Origin of the sequence: Streptomyces tateyamensis (assembly GCF_003205575.1) — a bacterium.
Classification (GTDB): domain Bacteria; phylum Actinomycetota; class Actinomycetes; order Streptomycetales; family Streptomycetaceae; genus Kitasatospora; species Kitasatospora tateyamensis.
This window is the reverse complement of record NZ_PYBW01000084.1, coordinates 75,133-91,421: the sequence shown is the minus strand read 5'-3', so window position 1 is coordinate 91,421 and position 16,289 is coordinate 75,133. Positions and strand designations below refer to the sequence as shown.

Below are 16,289 nucleotides of genomic sequence, written 5' to 3'. Positions count from 1 at the left end.
GTCCGGAAGGCCATGCTCAACAAATACGCGCGTGCCTTCTTCACACGTGTCCTGACGCCGTTCGCCGCCCTGCTGCTGCGCTGGGGGGTGAGCCCGGACGCGGTGACGCTGATCGGCACCGCCGGCTCGGTGGCCGGTGCGCTGGTGTTCTTCCCGCGCGGCGAGTTCTTCTGGGGGACCGTCACCATCACCCTGTTCATCTTCTCGGACCTGGTGGACGGGAACATGGCCCGGCAGGCCGGGACCTCCAACAAGTGGGGAGCGTTCCTGGACTCCACGCTGGACCGGGTGGCGGACGCGGCGATCTTCGGCGGCCTGGCGCTCTGGTACGCGGGGTCGGGCGACAACGACCTGCTGTGCGCGATCGCGGTGCTCTGCCTGGCGAGCGGTCAGGTGGTCTCGTACACCAAGGCGCGCGCCGAGAGCCTGGGCCTGCCGTGCGACGTGTCGGGGCTGGTGGAGCGGGCCGAGCGGCTGGTGGTCTCGCTGGTCGCGGTCGGCCTGGCGGGCCTGCACACGTTCGGCGTGCCGTATGTGGAGTGGCTGCTGCCGGTGGCCCTGTGGGCGGTCGGCGTGGGCAGCGTGATCACGGTGTTGCAGCGGATGCTGACGGTGCGCCGCGAGGCCTTCGAGGCGGCGGCCGCGACCCGGGAGGGCTGAGGAAGCGTGATGCGGGACAAGCTGGTCGACGGCGCGTACGCGGCGGGCTGGGCGACGGTCAAGCTGCTGCCGGAGCCGGTGGCGCGGGCGCTGGGCAATACGCTGGCCGACTTCACCTGGCGCCGGCAGGGCAAGGGCGTGCGCCAGTTGGAGGCGAACCTGCGCCGGGTGCGGCCGGGGGCCTCGCCGGCCGAGCTGCGCGAGCTGTCCCGGGCCGGGATGCGCTCCTACCTGCGGTACTGGATGGAGTCGTTCCGGCTGCCGGTGTGGAACGACCGCAAGATCGCCGACTCGATGCGGGTCGACGGCATCGAGCACCTGGTCGCGGCGATGGAGTCGAACCGGGGCGCGGTGCTGGCGCTGCCGCACATGGGCAACTGGGACCTGGCCGGCGCCTGGGTGGTGCGCCACCTCGGCTTCCCGTTCACCACGGTCGCCGAGCGGCTCAAGCCGGAGTCGCTGTTCGACCGGTTCGTGGCGTACCGCCAGGGGCTGGGGATGGAGGTGCTGGCGCTGACCGGCAGCGACATCTCGGTGATAGGGACGCTGGCGCGCCGGCTGCGCGCGGGCAAACTGGTCTGCCTGGTGGGCGACCGGGACCTGTCGGAGTCGGGCACCCCGGTGGAGTTCTTCGGCGAGGCCGCCCGGATGCCGGCCGGGCCCGCGGCCCTGGCCCAGCAGACCGGCGCGGCGCTGCTGCCGGCCTCGCTCTGGTACGAGGGTGCGGTGCAGCGGGCCCGGATCCACCCGCCGATCGAGGTGCCGCCGGAGGTGGACCGCAGGACGGCCAAGGCGCTGATGACCCAGCAGCTGGCCGACGTGTGGGCGGCGGAGATCGCCGAGCACCCGCAGGACTGGCACATGCTGCAGAAGTTCTGGCCGGCGGACCTGCCCGGCCGGCCCCGGCCGGCGGTGCCGCCGACCGAGGAGATCGCCTCGTGAAGATCGGCATCGTCTGCCCGTACGACTGGGACGTGCCCGGCGGGGTGCAGTTCCACATCCGGGACCTGGCCGAGCACCTGATCGGCCTGGGCCACAAGGTCTCGGTGCTGGCGCCGGCCGACGACGACTCGGCGCTGCCCTCCTACGTGGTGTCGGCGGGCCGGGCGGTCGCGGTGCCGTACAACGGGTCGGTGGCCCGGCTGAGCTTCGGGATCATCTCGGCGACCCGGGTGCGGCGCTGGCTGCGGGACGGCGAGTTCGACATCCTGCACGTGCACGAGCCGACCTCGCCGAGCCTGTCGATGCTGGCGGCCTGGGCGGCGACCGGGCCGATGGTGGCCACCTTCCACACCTCCAACCCGCGCTCGCGGGCGATGATCGCAGCCTCGCCGATCCTGCAGCCGGTGCTGGAGAAGATCAACGCCCGGATCGCGGTCAGCGAGTACGCCCGGCGCACCCTGGTGGAGCACCTGGGCGGCGACGCGGTGGTGATCCCCAACGGGGTCGACGTCTCCTTCTTCGCCGAGGCCGAACCGGACCCGCGCTGGGTGGGCCCGACGCTGGGCTTCATCGGCCGGATCAACGAGCCGCGCAAGGGGCTGCCGACGCTGCTGGCCGCGCTGCCGGAGATCCTGCGGGTGCGCCCCGAGGCGCGGCTGCTGGTGGCCGGCAAGGGCGACGAGGAGGAGGCGGTCGCGGGGCTGGCGCCCGAGGTGCGCGCGCGGATCGAGTTCCTCGGCATGGTGAGCGACGAGGAGAAGGCCCGGCTGCTGCGCAGCGTGGACCTGTACGTGGCGCCGAACACCGGGGGCGAGAGCTTCGGGATCATCCTGGTGGAGGCGATGTCGGCGGCGGCCCCGGTGCTGGCCAGCGATCTGGACGCGTTCGCCCAGGTGCTGGACCAGGGGCAGGCGGGCGAGCTGTTCCCGGTGGAGGACGCGGGGGCGCTGGCGGCGGCGGCGATCCGGCTGCTGGGCGATCCGCAGCGGCTCGCGGAGCTGCGCACGGCGGCCTCCGCACACGTGCGCCGGTTCGACTGGTCGGTGGTGGGCGCCGACATCCTGGCGGTGTACGAGACGGTGACCGACGGGACGGCCGGCGGTGCGGGCCCCAAGGTCCGCGAGGACGAGGGCACCAGCTGGCGCGAGCGCCTGGGCCTGGGCCTGGCCCGGGACTGAGCCCGGGCCGGGCCGCGGGCCGCGCTACTTGAGCTCGACCACCTTGTGCATGCCCTCGAAGGCGTGCGGGATGCCGGTGCTGTCGTCGGGGATGAAGCAGAGCAGCACGTAGGTGCCGGGCGCCAGCTTGTCCTCGTGGAAGACCACCGAGTGGTCGGGGGAGACGACGCCCAGGCCGACCGCGGTGCCGGTGAACAGCGGCGGGCCGGTGTAGGTGCCGTCGAAGAACTGCTGGACCTGCTCGTCGGTGGTGCCCGGCGCCACCGGCTGGATCGCCATCTCGTGCAGTTCGGTGGCGGAGTTGTGGACGTAGTAGGAGCCCTCGGCCTTGTCCACGTCCTCGGTCTGGAACCGCGGTCCCTGGTCGGTCTCGTGCTGGATCACGATGCCGTGCGGGAAGTGCGGCAGGTGGTAGCCGGCGTCCTTGCACAGCTCCAGCGGCTTGACCAGGGGCGCGCCGCCGGACTGCACCGGAGTGAGGTCGACCAGGTACACGGTGCCCTCGGCGAGGTCCTCGCTCATGATCGCGGCGTTCGCGGGGGTGGCCGTGGCTCCGCCCAGCGCCTCGCCGTCGGCGTTGAGGGCACGGATGCCCTCGGCGGCGGTGGCCGGGTCGAACGCCCGGGCGGTGTCGGCGAGCATCTGGTCGATGCTCACGCCCGGGTGCGGCTTGAAGATCTGCAGCTGGCGGCTGCCCGGGTCGTCGGTGGAGATCCGGAACGTGACGGTGCCGGCCGGGTGGCTGTCCGGCGCCTGGATGCCGGCGGCGGTGAGGTTGACGTCGACGGTGAAGCCCGAGTGGCCGGGTGCGTCGGCGGTGGCGGTGACCGAGCCGCCGAGCGAGCCGGCCAGGGCGAGAGCGCTGACAGCGGCGAGGCGGCAGCTGCGGCGCAGGGCGTTGCGCATACGGGTCCCTTCTCGAAGTGGCCCCCCGCATACAGATGAGCAGACTGACGGATCGTCAGCCGGTAGCCATGCGGGCAGCGGCGCCGGATGGGCTAAGCAACGGTCGGGGCCCGGTAGGTTTGCGCCTTGTGACTACCTGGATCTGGGTCGCGGCGGCGGTGCTGCTGTTCGCGCTGTACCTGAGCTGGACGGCCGGCCGGCTGGACCGGCTGCACGCGCGGATCGACACCGCCCGGGCCGCACTGGACGCGCAGCTGCTGCGCCGCGCCTCGGCGGCCCAGGAGCTGGCCACCTCCTCACTGCTCGACCCGGCCACCTCGCTGGTGCTCTACCAGGCCTCGCGCGCGGCCCGGCAGGCGGACGCCGAGCAGCGCGAGGTGGCGGAGAGCGAGCTGAGCCAGGCGCTGCGTGCGGTGTTCGCCGAGCCGGAGCAGCTGGCCGAGCTGCGTGCGGCGCCCGGCGGCGAGGAGGCGGTGAGCGAGCTGAGCGCGGCGGTGCGCCGGGTGCCGATGGCCCGCCGGTTCCACAACGACGCGGTGCGCGCGGCCCGCGCGGTGCGCATCCACCGGCTCGTGCGCTACTTCCGGCTGGCCGGCAAGGCCCCGTTCCCGCTGGCCTTCGAGATGGACGACGAGGTCCCGGCCGCCCTCGCACGGCAGGGCGCAGCGGCCTGATCCGGCCCGGCGCAAGGGCGGGTTTCCGGCCTCTTTGTCGATTCCGCCACATCGGGGTGGACCGGGTGGCGCATCGATCCGGCAGTTTGACGGCCTACGATAGGGCGATAGCACACCGGTTCGTCTTCGAGTGAGGTCTCACGTGTCCACCAGCACTCCCGCTTCCGCCGACCAGCCGCAGATCGGTACCGCCCGGGTCAAGCGCGGCATGGCCGAGCAGCTCAAGGGCGGTGTGATCATGGACGTGGTCAACGCCGAGCAGGCCAAGATCGCCGAGGACGCCGGCGCGGTCGCTGTCATGGCGCTGGAGCGGGTTCCGGCCGACATCCGCAAGGACGGCGGCGTGGCCCGGATGTCCGACCCGGACATGATCGACGGCATCATCAGCGCCGTGTCCATCCCGGTGATGGCCAAGTCCCGGATCGGCCACTTCGTCGAGGCCCAGGTGCTGCAGGCCCTCGGCGTCGACTACATCGACGAGTCCGAGGTGCTGACCCCGGCCGACGAGGTGAACCACTCCGACAAGTGGGCGTTCACCACCCCGTTCGTCTGCGGTGCCACCAACCTGGGCGAGGCGCTGCGCCGGATCGCCGAGGGTGCGGCGATGATCCGCTCCAAGGGCGAGGCCGGCACCGGCAACGTGGTCGAGGCGGTGCGCCACATGCGCCAGATCAACTCCGACATCCGCCGCCTGACCACCCTGGACGAGAACGAGCTGTACGTCGCGGCCAAGAACCTGCAGGCGCCGTACGAGCTGGTCAAGGAGGTGGCGCAGCTGGGCAAGCTCCCGGTGGTGCTGTTCTCCGCCGGTGGCGTGGCCACCCCGGCCGACGCCGCGCTGATGATGCAGCTCGGTGCCGAGGGCGTCTTCGTGGGCTCGGGCATCTTCAAGTCCGGCGACCCGGCCAAGCGCGCCGCGGCCGTGGTGAAGGCCACCACCTTCTTCGACGACCCGAAGGTGATCGCGGACGTCTCGCGCGGTCTGGGCGAGGCCATGGTCGGCATCAACTGCGACACCCTGCCCGAGGCCGAGCGCTACGCCAACCGCGGCTGGTAACCGGCTCCCGCGCACCCGCTCCGGCAGCCCGCCGCGCGCACCACCGGCGCGGCGGGCCGCGCTGCTTCCCCACCCGTTCTCCCTCTCCGAGCAGAAGGTGACTCCCCGTGCCCAGCAGTACCCCAGTGATCGGTGTCCTCGCCCTGCAGGGCGACGTCCGTGAGCACCTGATCGCGCTCGCCGAGGCGGACGCACTCGCCCGTCCGGTGCGCCGGACCGAGGAGCTGGCCGAGGTGGACGCCCTGGTCATACCCGGCGGCGAGTCCACCACCATGTCCAAGCTGGCCCTGGCCTTCGACCTGATGGAGCCGCTGCGCGCCCGGGTCGCGGCCGGGATGCCGGTCTACGGCTCCTGCGCCGGCATGATCATGCTGGCCGAGAAGATCCTGGACGGTCGGGACGACCAGCAGAGCGTCGGCGGCATCGACATGACGGTGCGCCGCAACGCCTTCGGCCGGCAGAACGAGTCCTTCGAGTCCGCGATCGACTTCCAGGGCTTCGAGGGCGAGCCGGTGCACGGCGTCTTCATCCGGGCCCCCTGGGTGGAGTCGGTGGGCGCGGGCGTCGAGGTGCTGGCCGAGCTGCCGGCGGCCGACGGCGCCGAGTCGCGGATCGTCGCGGTGCGCCAGGGCAACCTGCTGGCCACCTCCTTCCATCCGGAGCTGACCGGGGACCACCGGGTGCACGCGCTCTTCGTGCGCATGGTCGAGGAGGCGCTGGCCGCCCGCAGCTGACCGGGTGCCAGCTGACCGGGTACGACACCGGTAGGATCTCCTCTGTTTCATTCCCCTTTGGCGACGTAAAGGAGCTGGTGATGTCCGGCCACTCTAAGTGGGCTACCACCAAGCACAAGAAGGCCGTGATCGACGCCAAGCGCGGCAAGCTCTTCGCCAAGATGATCAAGAACATCGAGGTGGCGGCGAAGACCGGCGGTCCCGACCCGGCCGGCAACCCGACGCTCTACGACGCCATCCAGAAGGCCAAGAAGAGCTCGGTCCCGATCGACAACATCAACCGCGCCGTCAAGCGCGGTGGCGGCCTGGAGGCCGGCGGGGCCGACTACCAGACCATCATGTACGAGGGCTACGGCCCCAACGGTGTCGCGGTGCTGATCGAGTGCCTGACCGACAACCGCAACCGCGCCGCCTCCGACGTGCGGGTCGCCATGACCCGCAACGGCGGCTCGATGGCCGACCCGGGTTCGGTCTCCTACCTGTTCTCCCGCAAGGGCCAGGTGATCGTCCCCAAGGCCAACGGCGTGGACGAGGACAAGGTGGTCGAGGTCGTCCTGGAGGCCGACCTCGACGTCGAGGTCAACGACCTCGGCGACACCCTCGAGGTGATCTCCGACCCCTCGGCGCTGGTCACCGTGCGCACCGCGCTGGTCGACGCCGGCCTGGACTACGACTCGGCCGAGTCCCCGTTCGTGCCCAGCATGCAGGTCGAGCTCGACGTGGACGGCGCGCGCAAGATCTTCAAGCTGATCGACGCGCTGGAGGACAGCGACGACGTGCAGAACGTCTTCGCCAACTTCGACATCTCCGACGAGGTCGGCGCCCAGCTCGACGCGGAGTGACCGGCACCTGACGCCCCACCGGCCCGGCGGTCCTGACGGACCGCCGGGCCGGTGTCGTCGGCGGGGCTGTCGGCCGGTGCCGCTAGGGTCTGTGCAGGTGGGACTGGTGTGCGGCGAAAGGGCGGGCGGGTGCGGGTACTGGGTGTGGACCCGGGGTTGACCAGGTGCGGGGTCGGCGTGGTGGAGGGGTCGCCGGGCCGGGCGCTGCGGATGGTCGGCGTCGGCGTGGTGCGCACCCCCGCCGAACAGGACGTCCCGCTGCGGCTGCTGGCGATCGAGCAGGGGCTGGAGGAGTGGGTGGCCGCCCACCGCCCGGACGTGGTCGCCATCGAGCGGGTCTTCGCCCAGCACAACGTCGCCACCGTGATGGGCACCGCGCAGGCCAGCGCGGTGGCCATGCTGTGCGCCACCCGGCGCGGGATCCCGGTGGTGCTGCACACCCCCAGCGAGGTGAAGGCGGCGGTCACCGGGTCGGGGCGGGCCGACAAGGCCCAGGTCACCGCGATGGTCACCCGGCTGCTGCGGCTGGACGCCCCGCCCAAGCCGGCGGACGCGGCGGACGCGCTGGCGCTGGCGATCTGTCACATCTGGCGCGGAACCGCGCAGGACAAGCTCGCGGCGGCGCTGGCCCGCACCGCCGTCCCCAGGCGCATCGTCCCCAAGAGCAACCCCAGGCACATCGTCCCCGAGAACCAGGAGTACCGCCCGTGATCGCCTTCGTGCAGGGGCCGGTCGCGGCCCTGTCGGCCGGTGTGGCCGTGGTCGAGGTCGGCGGCGTCGGCATGGCCGTCCAGTGCACCCCGACCACGCTGGCCGCGCTGCGCCTCGGCGAGCCGGCCCGGCTGGCCACCTCGCTGGTGGTCCGGGAGGACTCGCTCACCCTCTACGGCTTCGCCGACGACGACGAGCGGGCCACCTTCGAGGTGCTGCAGGCCGCCCCCGGGGTCGGCCCGCGGCTGGCCCAGGCGATGCTCGGGGTGCACAGCCCCGACGCGCTGCGGGTCGCGGTGGCCCAGGGCGACGAGCGGGCGCTGATCAAGGTCCCCGGGATCGGCAAGGCCAAGGCGGCCAAGCTGCTGCTGGAGTACAAGGACAAGCTGGGCGCGCCGCACGGCTCGGTACCGGCCCAGCAGCCGGTGGCGAGCGGCCCGGCGCCGTGGAGCGAGCAGCTGCACGCCGCGCTGGTCGGACTCGGCTACGCGCCGCGCGAGGCGGACGAGGCGGTGGCCGCGGTCACCCCGGAGGCCGAGGCGCAGGCCCGCACCGACGTCGGCGCGCTGCTCAAGTCCGCGCTGCGGACGCTGAGCCGGGCCCGCTGACGTCGACCTGACGATCTGACCCTTCATCAACTTGTCGACATGGAGCCAGCACTGATGAGTCCGTACGACTCCGACCCCGCCGACCGGCTGGTGGGCGCCGCCGCCGACGATGCGGACCAGGCGGTGGAGGCGGCGCTGCGGCCCAAGCTGCTGGACGAGTTCATCGGCCAGGAGCGGGTGCGCGAGCAGCTCTCGCTGGTGCTGCGGGCGGCCCGGATGCGCGGCAGCGCCCCCGACCACGTGCTGCTCTCCGGCCCGCCCGGGCTCGGCAAGACCACCCTGTCGATGATCATCGCGGCCGAGCTGAACGCGCCGATCCGGATCACCTCCGGCCCCGCCATCCAGCACGCCGGCGACCTGGCCGCGATCCTCTCCTCGCTCACCGAGGGCGAGGTGCTCTTCCTGGACGAGATCCACCGGATGTCGCGTCCCGCCGAGGAGATGCTCTACATGGCGATGGAGGACTTCCGGGTCGACGTGATCGTCGGCAAGGGCCCCGGCGCCACCGCGATCCCGCTGGAGCTGCCGCCGTTCACCCTGGTCGGCGCGACCACCAGGGCCGGCCTGCTGCCGCCGCCGCTGCGCGACCGCTTCGGCTTCACCGGCCACATGGAGTTCTACGCCCCAGCCGAGCTGGAGCGGGTGGTGCACCGCTCGGCCGCGCTGCTGGACGTCGAGATCGATCCGGCCGGCGCCGCCGAGATCGCCGGCCGCTCCCGCGGCACCCCGCGGATCGCCAACCGGCTGCTGCGCCGGGTGCGGGACTACGCCCAGGTCGAGCACGACGGGGTGGTCACCGCCGCGATCGCGGCCCGGGCGCTGGCCGTCTACGAGGTGGACGAGCGCGGTCTCGACCGGCTGGACCGGGCCGTGCTGGGCGCGCTGCTGCGGCTGTTCGGCGGCGGGCCGGTGGGCCTGTCCACGCTGGCGGTCGCGGTGGGGGAGGAGGCCGAGACGGTCGAGGAGGTGGCCGAGCCTTTCCTGGTCCGCGAGGGGCTGCTGGCCCGGACTCCGCGCGGCCGGATCGCCACCGCCGCCGCCTGGCAGCACCTCGGGCTGGTGCCGCCGGTCCCGGGCACCGCCGGCGGGCGGGTGGTACCTACTCAAACCGATCTCTTCGGGACAAGTGACGCGTGACACAGGCCTTGGTCGCCACTGTTGGCCCTGGGATGCGATGCTTGGCGTTGTCCGATCAGGGCGGGTCTCCTAGACTTCGCCGGACCGCCCCGTCTCACTCCGGCGGGTCGACCTTCGCAACTGGGTAATCAGTCGGGTACCCGCAAAGGACTTTCTGCTGTGAGTTACATCATTTTCCTCCTCCCGATCGCTGCGATCATCCTGATGTTCCGGTCGCAGAAGAAGCGTCAGCAGCAGGCTCAGAGCATGCAGTCGGCGATGGTCGAGGGCTCCGGCGTGCGGACCATCGGGGGGCTGTACGCGACGGTGAAGTCGATCAACGACTCCACCGTGGGGCTGGAGATCGCGCCCGGTGTGGTGACGCACTTCGCCAAGAGTGCCGTTGCCGCCGTGATCGATCCGCAGGAGTACGACGAGATCATCAACGGCCGTCCCGCTGAGGACGAGCCGGTGGATGGTGTCGCCACCGAGTCCGTCGAGGACGCGGTGGACGAGGCCGGCCTGGACACGGCCGGCAGCGAGAAGCCCGCTACCAAGTAGTCCGGGCGGTCTGCACAACTTCACGGTTGTCCGCGGTTCGCGCCGCCGCCCGCTCCCGCGGGTCGGCGGCGCAGTGCCAGCGGCATGGGACAGGGAGAAACGAGCAAGGTGGCAACACCCAAGTCGCGTCCGCGCGACGGTTACCCGGCGAGGGCGCTGGCCTTCATCCTGGTGGTCACCGTCGGACTGGTCGCCCTCATGTTCGGGACGGGCCACAGGACGCCTCGCCTCGGGATCGACCTTGCGGGGGGTACCAGCATCACGCTGACGGCCACGTCCAAGGACAAGGCCGCGATCAACCCGGCCAACATGGACACCGCGGTCAGCATCATCCAGAAGCGCGTCAACGCGTTCGGTGTGTCCGAGGCCGAGGTCCAGACCCAGGGGAGTGACAACATCATTGTCAACATCCCCAAGGGCACCAACAGCCAGCAGGCTGCCGAGCAGGTCGGCACCACCGCGAAGCTGTTCTTCCGCCCGGTGCTGGCCACGGCGATGTCCGGTCCGCTCCCCGCCCAGCCCAGTGCCAAGCCCTCCGGCTCGGCGGCGCCCTCCGGCTCCGCCTCGCCGAGCGCCGCCGCCTCGGCCGGTTCGAGCTCGCCGAGCGCCTCCGCCTCGGCCAGCCCCTCCAAGGCCGGCCGCGCGCTCTCCGAGGGCCTGAAGGCCGCGGACCCCAGCAGCAGCGCGTCGGCCTCCGCCTCGCCGTCTGCCTCCGGCTCCGCCGCGCCCTCGGGCAGCGCCGCGCCGACCGGCTCGGCCGCGCCCACCGCGGTGCCGACCAGCAACGCCGACATCACCGCGCTGACCACCCAGGGCACCGTGCCGCAGGACCTGCAGGCGCAGTTCGCCGGGCTCGACTGCTCGGTGCCCGCCCAGCGGATCGACTACCAGACCGACCCGGCCAAGAACTCGGTCGCCTGCTCCTACAACAAGGAGCAGAACGTCTGGATGAAGTTCGCGCTCGGCCCGGTCGCGGTCAACGGCTCCGACGTCTCCAAGGCCCAGGCCGGGTACGACACCCAGCGCGCCCAGGGCTGGGAGGTCCAGCTCGCGTTCAACGACGCCGGCTCCAAGGCCTTCGCCGACACCACCGGCAAGCTGGCCGCCCTCGGCGCCAGCGGCGGCCCGGGCAACCAGTTCGCCATCGTGCTGGACGGCAAGGTGGTCTCCCACCCGTACGTCTCGCAGGCGATCACCGGCGGCAACGCCGTGATCTCCGGCTCCTTCTCGCAGGACGACGCGACCGGCCTGTCCAACGTGCTGAGCTTCGGCGCGCTGCCGCTGAGCTTCGACAAGAGCGACGTCACCACGGTGACCGCCGCCCTGGGCAGTGACCAGCTGCACGCCGGCCTGATCGCCGGTGCGATCGGCATGGCGCTGGTGATCCTCTACTCGCTGATCTACTACCGCGGCCTCGGCCTGGTGTCGATCGCCGGCCTGGTGGTCTCCGCGGTGCTGACCTACTCGATCATGACGCTGCTCGGCGCCTCGATCGGCTTCGCGCTCAACCTGCCCGCGATCTGCGGTGCGATCGTCGCGATCGGTATCACCGCCGACTCCTTCATCGTGTACTTCGAGCGGATCCGCGACGAGGTGCGCGAGGGCTCCCCGCTGCGCGCGGCCGTCCAGCGCGCCTGGCCCCGGGCCCGGCGCACCATCCTGGTCTCGGACTTCGTCTCCTTCCTCTGTGCCGCGGTGCTCTACTTCGTCTCGGTCGGCAAGGTGCAGGGCTTCGCCTTCACCCTGGGTCTGACCACGCTGCTGGACGTCGTGGTGATCTTCCTGTTCACCAAGCCGCTGATCACCCTGCTGGCGCGCCGCAGGTTCTTCGCCGAGGGCCACCCGTGGTCCGGCCTGGACCCGAAGCGCCTGGGTGCCCGCGCGCCGCTGCGCAGCAGCCGCCGCCGTCCCGCCGCCACCTCCGCCGCCGTCAAGGAGGCCTGACGCAATGTCGCGCTTCAGCCAGCTCGGCCACCGTCTCTACCGGGGCGAGATCAGTTTCGACTTCGTCGGCCGCCGCAAGCTCTGGTACAGCATCTCGGCAGCCATCGCGGGTGCCGCGATCATCGGTCTGACCGTGATCGGCCTGCACCTGGGCATCGAGTTCAAGGGCGGTTCGATCTACACCGTCCAGAAGCAGGGCCTGACGGTCGACCAGGCGCAGACCGAGATCAACAAGATCACCGGGAACTCCACCGCCCAGGTGCAGTCCACCGGTGACGGCAAGATCCGGATCCAGGTCAGCTCCACCGAGAAGGTCTCCTCCGACGAGGTCGTCAAGGACCTCTCCACCGACCTGAAGGTGCCGGCCTCCGACATCAACGCCCAGGTGGTCGGCCCCAGCTGGGGCCACGAGATCTCCCAGAAGGCGCTGCTGGGCCTGGTCATCTTCATGGTCCTGGTCACCGCCTACCTGGCGGTCGCCTTCGAGTGGCGGATGGCGGTGGCCGCCCTGGTCGCGCTGATCCACGACCTGGTGATCACCATCGGTGTCTACGCCCTGGTCGGCTTCGAGGTCACCCCGGGCACCGTGATCGGCTTCCTGACCATCCTCGGTTACTCGCTCTACGACACGGTCGTCGTCTTCGACACCGTGAAGGAGAACACCAAGGACCTCGAGAAGCAGAACAAGCTCACCTACAGCGAGGCGGCCAACGCGGGCCTCAACCAGACCCTGGTGCGTTCGCTGAACACCACCGTGGTCGCCCTGCTGCCGGTGGCCGCGCTGCTGTTCATCGGCGGCGGCCTGCTCGGCGCCGGCACCCTGAACGACATCTCGCTGGCCCTGTTCGTGGGTCTGTCCGCCGGTGCGTACTCCTCGATCTGCGTCGCCACCCCGCTGCTCGCCCAGCTCAAGGAGCAGACCCCGCAGATGCGGGCGCTCGCCAAGCGGGTCGCCCAGCGCCGCGCGGCGGACGCCAAGGCGGCGGCCGCGGCCGAGGCGGAGGGCACCGTGGCCGACTCGGCCGAGGAGGCCGTGGCCGACTCGGTCGCGGCCGGTATGGTCGGACAGCGCAACCAGCCGACCGGCCGTGCCCGCGGCAAGGGCCGGCCGTCCGGCAAGCGCTGATCGACCGCCTGTGCCGAGTAAGGACTGACACGTGACCGACACCGCCCTGGCCGAACTGCTCTCGAGCAGGATCCGGGACGTCCCCGACTACCCGAAGCCGGGGGTGCTGTTCAAGGACATCGCCCCGCTGCTCGCCGACGCCGAGGCCTTCGCGGCCCTCACCACGGCGCTGGCCGGGCGGGCCGGCGAGCTGGGGGCGACCAAGGTGGTGGGCCTGGAGGCGCGCGGCTTCGTGCTGGCGGCTCCGGCCGCCTTCGCGGCCGGGCTCGGCTTCGTGCCGATCCGCAAGAAGGGCAAGCTGCCCGGCGAGGTCTTCGAGCAGTCCTACGACCTGGAGTACGGCTCGGCCACCCTCGAGGTGCAGTGCGACGCCTTCGAGCCCGGCGAGAAGGTGCTGGTGGTGGACGACGTCCTGGCCACCGGCGGCACCATCGCCGCCTCGCTGGACCTGGTCCGGCGCACCGGTGCCCAACTGGTCGGCGTGGTGGTGCTGATGGAGCTCGGCCTCCTCGGCGGCCGGGACCGGCTCAGCACCCACCTGGACGGCGCTCCGCTGGAGACCCTGGTCACGGTCTGAGCCCGATCGAGCACGAGGAGCGGTGATCGCAGCACGCGGTCACCGCTCCTGGCATGTCACCCCTCGGGCCGCGGAACGCCGGGCGTTCCCGCTCGGTACGATGAAGGTTCATCCGGTGCGTACCGAGGAGTGTCCTTGCCAGACGAGGCCCAGCCGACGGCCACAGCGCCCACCAGCCAGACGGGCGGCCAGCCCGCACCCTCCGGTGCCACTCCCGTGCGCCCCGCGGCGCCCGCCGGCCTGGGCCGTGCGGTGGCGCCCACGCTGCGCTCCGGCTCCGGCAGCGGCGGGATGCGGGCCCGGCTGGCCCGGTTCGGCGGCCAGCGCACCACGGTGCTCAACCCCGTGCTGGAACCACTCTTCCGCACCATCCGGGCGGGCGACCCGAAGGCCGATCCGGCGCTGCTGCGCGACATCGAGCGCGCCTACGCGGTGGCCGAGCGCTGGCACCGCGGCCAGAAGCGCAAGAGCGGCGACCCGTACATCACCCACCCGCTGGCGGTGGCCACCATCCTGGCCGAGCTCGGGATGGACGCGCCGACCCTGATGGCCGGCCTGCTGCACGACACCGTCGAGGACACCGACTACGGCCTGGAGACCCTGCGCCAGGACTTCGGCGACTCGGTCGCCCTGCTGGTGGACGGCGTCACCAAGCTGGACAAGGTCAAGTTCGGCGAGGCCGCGCAGGCGGAGACGGTCCGCAAGATGGTGGTCGCGATGGCCAAGGACCCCCGGGTCCTGGTGATCAAGCTGGCCGACCGCCTGCACAACATGCGCACCATGCGCTACCTCAAGCGGGAGAAGCAGGAGAAGAAGGCCCGCGAGACGCTGGAGATCTACGCCCCGCTGGCGCACCGGCTGGGCATGAACACCATCAAGTGGGAGCTGGAGGACCTGGCCTTCGCCATCCTCTACCCCAAGATGTACGACGAGATCGTGCGCCTGGTCGCCGAGCGCGCCCCCAAGCGGGACGAGTACCTGGCCACCGTGATCGACCAGGTCCAGCACGACCTGCGCGGCGCCCGGATCTCCGCCTCGGTCACCGGCCGGCCGAAGCACTACTACTCGGTCTACCAGAAGATGATCGTCCGCGGCCGCGACTTCGCCGAGATCTACGACCTGGTGGGCATCCGGGTCCTGGTCGACACGGTGCGCGACTGCTACGCGGCGCTCGGCACCATCCACGCGCGGTGGAACCCGGTCCCCGGCCGGTTCAAGGACTACATCGCGATGCCCAAGTTCAACATGTACCAGTCGCTGCACACCACGGTGATCGGCCCCGGCGGCAAGCCGGTCGAGCTGCAGATCCGCACCTTCGACATGCACCGCCGGGCCGAGTACGGCATCGCCGCGCACTGGAAGTACAAGCAGCGCGCGGTGGCCGGCGCCTCCAAGGTGCGCACCGACACCCCGAACCAGGTCCGCAAGGAGGACAAGGCCGGCGCGGTCAACGAGATGGCCTGGCTGCGCCAACTGCTGGACTGGCAGAAGGAGACCGAGGACCCGAGCGAGTTCCTCGAGTCGCTGCGCTTCGACCTGTCCAACAACGAGGTCTTCGTCTTCACGCCCAAGGGCGACGTGATAGCCCTGCCGGCCGGCGCCACCCCGGTGGACTTCGCCTTCGCGGTGCACACCGAGGTCGGCTTCCGGTGCATCGGGGCCCGGGTCAACGGGCGGCTGGTGCCGCTGGAGTCGACCCTGGAGAACGGCGACGCGGTCGAGGTCTTCACCTCCAAGGCGGAGGGCGCCGGGCCGTCCCGGGACTGGCTGACCTTCGTCAAGTCGCCGCGGGCCCGCAACAAGATCAAGGCCTGGTTCTCCAAGGAGCGCCGCGAGGAGGCGATCGAGCAGGGCAAGGAGGCCATCGCCCGGGCGATGCGCAAGCAGGGCCTGCCGATCCAGCGCATCCTCACCGGCGACTCGCTGGTCACCCTGGCCCACGAGATGCGCTACCCCGACATCTCCTCGCTCTACGCGGCGATCGGCGAGGGGCACGTCTCCGCGCAGTCGATCGTGCAGAAGCTCGTCCAGGCGCTCGGCGGCGAGGAGGGCGCCACCGAGGAGTTCGCCGAGACCGCGACCGTCCCCGGCCACGAGAACCGGGCGCAGCGCCGGCGCCGGGCCAAGGGCGACCCGGGGATCATCGTCAAGGGCGTGGAGGACGTCTGGGTCAAGCTCTCCCGCTGCTGCACCCCGGTGCCGGGCGACCCGATCGTCGGCTTCGTGACCCGCGGCAACGGGGTCTCGGTGCACCGCGCCGACTGCGTCAACGTGGACTCGCTGACCCAGCAGCCGGAGCGGATGATCGAGGTCGAGTGGGCGCCCACCCAGTCCTCGGTCTTCCTGGTGGCGATCCAGGTCGAGGCGCTGGACCGGTCCCGGCTGCTCTCCGACGTCACCCGGGTCCTCTCCGACCAGCACGTCAACATCCTGTCCGCGGCGGTGCAGACCTCCCGGGACCGGGTGGCGATGAGCCGGTTCACCTTCGAGATGGGCGACCCCAAGCACCTGGGCCACGTGCTCAAGGCGGTGCGCGGGGTGGAGGGCGTCTACGACGTCTACCGGGTCACCTCGGCCCGCAAGTAGGTCCGCGCGGCAGCACTGCGTCCCCGCAACGCGGCAGGGGCCCTCGAAAGAGGGCCCCTGCCGCGTG

16 protein-coding genes are annotated in these 16,289 nt (G+C 71.6%); 15 read left to right on the top strand and 1 reads right to left on the bottom strand.

Annotation, left to right across the window (positions count from 1 at the left end):
- Window positions 1-12: 12 nt before the first annotated feature.
- The 3 genes from pgsA to C7C46_RS22960 are packed head-to-tail and all read left to right on the top strand — an operon-like array spanning window position 13 to window position 2,780.
- Window positions 13-660, top strand: coding sequence for a phosphatidylinositol phosphate synthase (pgsA, locus tag C7C46_RS22970; protein WP_110671797.1), 648 nt, complete (start codon window positions 13-15; stop codon window positions 658-660).
- A gap of 9 nt (window positions 661-669) precedes the next feature.
- Complete coding sequence (locus C7C46_RS22965) at window positions 670-1,602, top strand: phosphatidylinositol mannoside acyltransferase (RefSeq protein WP_110671796.1); 933 nt, start codon at window positions 670-672, stop codon at window positions 1,600-1,602.
- Window positions 1,599-2,780, top strand: coding sequence for a glycosyltransferase family 4 protein (locus tag C7C46_RS22960; RefSeq protein WP_110671795.1), 1,182 nt, complete (start codon window positions 1,599-1,601; stop codon window positions 2,778-2,780). The genes C7C46_RS22965 and C7C46_RS22960 overlap by 4 nt, the downstream gene beginning before the upstream one ends.
- Before the next feature lie 24 nt (window positions 2,781-2,804).
- Here the strand turns inward: C7C46_RS22960 and C7C46_RS22955 are convergent, their stop codons facing one another.
- Window positions 2,805-3,686: a hypothetical protein gene (locus C7C46_RS22955; protein ID WP_110671794.1), complete on the bottom strand. Its 882-nt coding sequence runs from the start codon at window positions 3,684-3,686 to the stop codon at window positions 2,805-2,807.
- A gap of 68 nt (window positions 3,687-3,754) precedes the next feature.
- On the opposite strand from C7C46_RS22955, the gene C7C46_RS22950 reads away from it, so the two are divergent.
- The 12 genes from C7C46_RS22950 (at window position 3,755) to C7C46_RS22895 (ending at window position 16,222) form a co-directional block, all read left to right on the top strand.
- On the top strand, window positions 3,755-4,360 hold the full coding sequence (locus C7C46_RS22950) for a LemA family protein (RefSeq protein ID WP_110671793.1): 606 nt from the start codon (window positions 3,755-3,757) through the stop codon (window positions 4,358-4,360).
- Window positions 4,361-4,502: 142 nt separating this feature from the next.
- Entirely contained in the window at window positions 4,503-5,417 is a 915-nt protein-coding gene (pdxS, locus tag C7C46_RS22945) for a pyridoxal 5'-phosphate synthase lyase subunit PdxS (protein ID WP_110671792.1), read from the top strand.
- A 107-nt stretch (window positions 5,418-5,524) separates the two neighbouring features.
- The gene (pdxT, locus tag C7C46_RS22940) at window positions 5,525-6,151 is read left to right on the top strand and encodes a pyridoxal 5'-phosphate synthase glutaminase subunit PdxT (protein ID WP_110671791.1); all 627 of its coding nucleotides are present in this window, start codon (window positions 5,525-5,527) and stop codon (window positions 6,149-6,151) included.
- An 80-nt stretch (window positions 6,152-6,231) separates the two neighbouring features.
- On the top strand, window positions 6,232-6,993 hold the full coding sequence (locus tag C7C46_RS22935; RefSeq protein ID WP_110671790.1) for a YebC/PmpR family DNA-binding transcriptional regulator: 762 nt from the start codon (window positions 6,232-6,234) through the stop codon (window positions 6,991-6,993).
- Window positions 6,994-7,122: 129 nt separating this feature from the next.
- A complete protein-coding gene (ruvC, locus tag C7C46_RS22930; protein ID WP_110671789.1) occupies window positions 7,123-7,704 on the top strand; it encodes a crossover junction endodeoxyribonuclease RuvC in 582 nt (193 codons plus the stop codon).
- Window positions 7,701-8,312, top strand: coding sequence for a Holliday junction branch migration protein RuvA (gene ruvA / locus C7C46_RS22925; RefSeq protein ID WP_110671788.1), 612 nt, complete (start codon window positions 7,701-7,703; stop codon window positions 8,310-8,312). The genes ruvC and ruvA overlap by 4 nt, the downstream gene beginning before the upstream one ends.
- A 54-nt stretch (window positions 8,313-8,366) precedes the next feature.
- Window positions 8,367-9,449: a Holliday junction branch migration DNA helicase RuvB gene (gene ruvB, locus C7C46_RS22920; protein ID WP_110671787.1), complete on the top strand. Its 1,083-nt coding sequence runs from the start codon at window positions 8,367-8,369 to the stop codon at window positions 9,447-9,449.
- 159 nt (window positions 9,450-9,608) lie between these two features.
- Window positions 9,609-9,989 carry a preprotein translocase subunit YajC gene (gene yajC, locus C7C46_RS22915; RefSeq protein WP_110671786.1) on the top strand — a complete coding sequence of 127 codons (381 nt, stop codon included), beginning with the start codon at window positions 9,609-9,611 and terminating at the stop codon, window positions 9,987-9,989.
- Window positions 9,990-10,097: 108 nt separating this feature from the next.
- A complete protein-coding gene (secD, locus tag C7C46_RS22910) occupies window positions 10,098-11,933 on the top strand; it encodes a protein translocase subunit SecD (RefSeq protein WP_425470106.1) in 1,836 nt (611 codons plus the stop codon).
- Between the two features lie 4 nt (window positions 11,934-11,937).
- On the top strand, window positions 11,938-13,059 hold the full coding sequence (gene secF / locus C7C46_RS22905) for a protein translocase subunit SecF (RefSeq protein WP_110671785.1): 1,122 nt from the start codon (window positions 11,938-11,940) through the stop codon (window positions 13,057-13,059).
- A gap of 31 nt (window positions 13,060-13,090) precedes the next feature.
- Window positions 13,091-13,636 (top strand): adenine phosphoribosyltransferase, encoded by a 546-nt coding sequence (locus tag C7C46_RS22900; RefSeq protein WP_110671784.1) that lies wholly within the window; start codon window positions 13,091-13,093, stop codon window positions 13,634-13,636.
- A 135-nt stretch (window positions 13,637-13,771) separates the two neighbouring features.
- Entirely contained in the window at window positions 13,772-16,222 is a 2,451-nt protein-coding gene (locus C7C46_RS22895; protein ID WP_220040676.1) for a RelA/SpoT family protein, read from the top strand.
- The last annotated feature ends 67 nt before the right edge of the window (window positions 16,223-16,289 follow it).

Excerpts from the sequence above, each read along its gene's own strand:
- pgsA (WP_110671797.1), top strand. The coding sequence starts at position 13 with ATGCTCAACAAATACGCGCGTGCCTTCTTCACACGTGTCCTGACGCCG.
- ruvB (WP_110671787.1), top strand. The coding sequence starts at position 8,367 with ATGAGTCCGTACGACTCCGACCCCGCCGACCGGCTGGTGGGCGCCGCC.
- secF (WP_110671785.1), top strand. The coding sequence starts at position 11,938 with ATGTCGCGCTTCAGCCAGCTCGGCCACCGTCTCTACCGGGGCGAGATC.
- C7C46_RS22965 (WP_110671796.1), top strand. The coding sequence starts at position 670 with ATGCGGGACAAGCTGGTCGACGGCGCGTACGCGGCGGGCTGGGCGACG.
- C7C46_RS22955 (WP_110671794.1), bottom strand. The coding sequence starts at position 3,686 with ATGCGCAACGCCCTGCGCCGCAGCTGCCGCCTCGCCGCTGTCAGCGCT.
- C7C46_RS22935 (WP_110671790.1), top strand. The coding sequence starts at position 6,232 with ATGTCCGGCCACTCTAAGTGGGCTACCACCAAGCACAAGAAGGCCGTG.
- C7C46_RS22950 (WP_110671793.1), top strand. The coding sequence starts at position 3,755 with ATGCGGGCAGCGGCGCCGGATGGGCTAAGCAACGGTCGGGGCCCGGTA.